The sequence below is a fragment of the Gudongella ferriphila genome (assembly GCF_046224405.1).
Lineage (GTDB): Bacteria > Bacillota > Clostridia > Tissierellales > Tissierellaceae > Gudongella.
Genome location: NZ_JBJXRK010000056.1, coordinates 1 through 2,469 on the forward strand (window position 1 = coordinate 1; position 2,469 = coordinate 2,469).

Annotated in this window: 6 protein-coding genes; all 6 read left to right on the top strand. The window is 39.7% G+C overall.

The genetic code is table 11. From position 1 onward, the window contains the following. The coding region (locus tag ACKVDP_RS13645) for a hemolysin XhlA family protein (protein ID WP_409229458.1) at window positions 1-178 on the top strand (178 nt) is incomplete at its 5' end. Further along, window positions 179-907, top strand: coding sequence for an N-acetylmuramoyl-L-alanine amidase (locus ACKVDP_RS13650; protein ID WP_409229453.1), 729 nt, complete (start codon window positions 179-181; stop codon window positions 905-907). Continuing rightward, a complete protein-coding gene (locus ACKVDP_RS13655; RefSeq protein ID WP_409229454.1) occupies window positions 904-1,152 on the top strand; it encodes a hypothetical protein in 249 nt (82 codons plus the stop codon). Before ACKVDP_RS13650 ends, ACKVDP_RS13655 begins: the two co-directional genes overlap by 4 nt. Next, window positions 1,145-1,489 (top strand): hypothetical protein, encoded by a 345-nt coding sequence (locus tag ACKVDP_RS13660; RefSeq protein WP_409229455.1) that lies wholly within the window; start codon window positions 1,145-1,147, stop codon window positions 1,487-1,489. The genes ACKVDP_RS13655 and ACKVDP_RS13660 overlap by 8 nt, the downstream gene beginning before the upstream one ends. Window positions 1,490-1,617: 128 nt before the next feature. After that, window positions 1,618-1,818, top strand: coding sequence for a hypothetical protein (locus ACKVDP_RS13665; protein ID WP_409229456.1), 201 nt, complete (start codon window positions 1,618-1,620; stop codon window positions 1,816-1,818). 2 nt (window positions 1,819-1,820) lie between these two features. Beyond that, entirely contained in the window at window positions 1,821-2,132 is a 312-nt protein-coding gene (locus ACKVDP_RS13670; protein WP_409229457.1) for a plasmid mobilization protein, read from the top strand. The last annotated feature ends 337 nt before the right edge of the window (window positions 2,133-2,469 follow it).

Sequence of the window (2,469 nt, forward strand, 5' to 3'; positions counted from 1 at the left end):
TGACCATTCCAAACGATTAGACATGATAGAAAACATCAACTCAAGGTTAGAGGAAAGAATAAGTAATCTGATTAATCAGCTAAACACTTTAAATGTGACCCTAAGATGGTTCATGGGCTTGCTAATAGGAGCTTTTGTAACCTTCTTTTTTGTTGCAGCACAGAGGGGGTTGTTGTAGATGAGTTATAACATAGTGCAAAAAACTACACCAAACAAGAGTGACCGGAAAGGATGGAAGCCGGACATGATTATAAGTCACATAACAGAAGGGTCCTATAATGGCGCTGTGAGTTGGCTGATGAATCCCAAGAGTGGAGCATCAAGTCATTTTGTAGTCAGTAAGACTGGGCACATCACCCAGCTGGTCCCAATCACTGAAATGGCTTGGATTAATGGGACAACACTTACATCCGGCACACCAAGGTTCTATGGCCATTCTACACTTAAGCTTGTAAGGGAGAGAAAGACCAACGCCAATTACTACAGCATAGGAATAGAACATGAAGGGTTCAGCGCCCAGGGACAAGGTAAGCTTACTGAAGCTCAATACCAGGCAACCTTATGGTTGCATAAGCACATCATCGCAGAAGTTAAGAGGCTATATGGTATTGACATACCCATTGACCGAGATCATATAGCAGGCCATAGTGACGTAACTCCAAAATGGAAACCCTTCTGTCCTGGGAAGAACTATCCTTTTGACAGACTGATCAGGGACCTAAAAGGACAAGAGGATACTATAAAAGTATCCATCAATGGCAAGATTAGGAATATCCCAGGTAAGTTTGAAGCTGGTGTCAATTCAGTGCCAATTAATGGAAAGTACTATCCTATAAGGGACGTTGCTGAATCATTGGGTCTTGAAGTTGGATGGGACCAAGCTACAAGGACGGTGTTGCTTAAATGAAGTTTAGCAAGAAGATAATTATATTTGTCATATTCACCAACCTATTATTTGTGTGTCTGTCATTCTACCTGTTCTATCTCAAAGGAGTTGAGCCTTATGCTACGCTTACCGCCTGGATAGGATTTAGTAGTGTTGAAGTGTGGGCCTTAGGGAAAATTAAGAGGTCTGAAGTTGAAAAAGAAACTGAGGAAATTAAAACTTTTAGAGAATTTCGAGGAGATGAAAGGGGAGATATGAGTGAATAATTTTATAATGGCAAATTGGGACAGCTTGTTGCTGGTAGCCCTTGTAGTGGCTGGTCTTATTGTTATGGCCAGGGCTGGGTACATCAAGCAGGTAAGGCAGATATTGTTCTACCTGGTCACCGAAGCAGAGGCACAGTTTGGAGGCGGTACTGGTCAACTCAAGTATGCAGCTGTGGCAACATGGCTGTTCGAGAGATTGCCTGCAATAGCTAAGATGATACTTACCCCTAAGACGATAGATGAACTTATAGAAGAGGCAGTGGAGCAGATGAAGATATACCTGAGAGCAAACGAAAAAGCGAGATCGCTCATAGAAACTGATGAAGCCCTGGAATAATCCGGGGCTTTTTTATTTGCCTAAAACTTAAAATAAATTGGAATAAAGGGTTGACAGTGTACGCACAATATAGTATACTTATATTAAAGAAAGAGATAAGAAACCAACCAAACCAAGGAGGTAACAAAATGTTAACAGAAAAAAGACTAGCTGAAATTATGAAAGAGGAAGTTGAAAGAGTTATCGAGCAGTATCAAGGGGATAAAGAAAATTTCCATACATCAGCTATCGAGGCAGTGGACCCGCTAAACGAAACACAACTAAGCGAACAAGAAGTAAGAAAGTTGTACAGAGAGTGGTTAGAAGAATCTATGGACCAGGAGGCATAAAAATGGCAAGAAGCGAAAGAATCTACATCAGAGTAACTGAAGAAGAAAAAGAGAAACTACAAAAACTAGCAGATAAGGATCACCGAAGTATAAGCGACTATATAAGAGTACAAATACTAAAGGAGGAACAACAAATGGAAGAATACACATACAAAATTATGATGGACGGACAATTTATGGGAGAGCATAACACATACGAAGAGGCAGCAAAAGAGTTGAGAGATTTAGGATATAAAGAGGGAGCTGAATATACAGGAACGTTCCACAGTGAAAACGGTGTTGCAACAGCAGACATAGTAAGAAAGCATAAGTAAGAGCCGACAAGGCTCTTTTTTCTTGTCAACCGGACAAAATATGTCCGCCTCTAAAAACGTGTAAAATTAGCCATTTTAATGACCGCACAGAAGGCCCGTAGAGACGTTTAAATTAAAAAGAGGTATTAGAGTATGGCTAAAATCACACCCTTAGAACTGATTTATGGCAGAAAAAGAAATAAGCGACTTCAAATGAATGAAATCGCCCTGAAAAAGTTAAATGGTGAGTGGAAATGTGGTAATATAAAAAGTAGCAGCACAATTAACAAAAACTAACACGTTGCTAACAAGCATCTTTTAAATGTTGAAAAATGCTACAATGTAGTATAATTATAAC

Bases quoted from the DNA above. Each gene is read 5' to 3' on its own strand.
- ACKVDP_RS13650 (WP_409229453.1), top strand. From the start codon at position 179: ATGAGTTATAACATAGTGCAAAAAACTACACCAAACAAGAGTGACCGG.
- ACKVDP_RS13655 (WP_409229454.1), top strand. From the start codon at position 904: ATGAAGTTTAGCAAGAAGATAATTATATTTGTCATATTCACCAACCTA.
- ACKVDP_RS13665 (WP_409229456.1), top strand. From the start codon at position 1,618: ATGTTAACAGAAAAAAGACTAGCTGAAATTATGAAAGAGGAAGTTGAA.
- ACKVDP_RS13670 (WP_409229457.1), top strand. From the start codon at position 1,821: ATGGCAAGAAGCGAAAGAATCTACATCAGAGTAACTGAAGAAGAAAAA.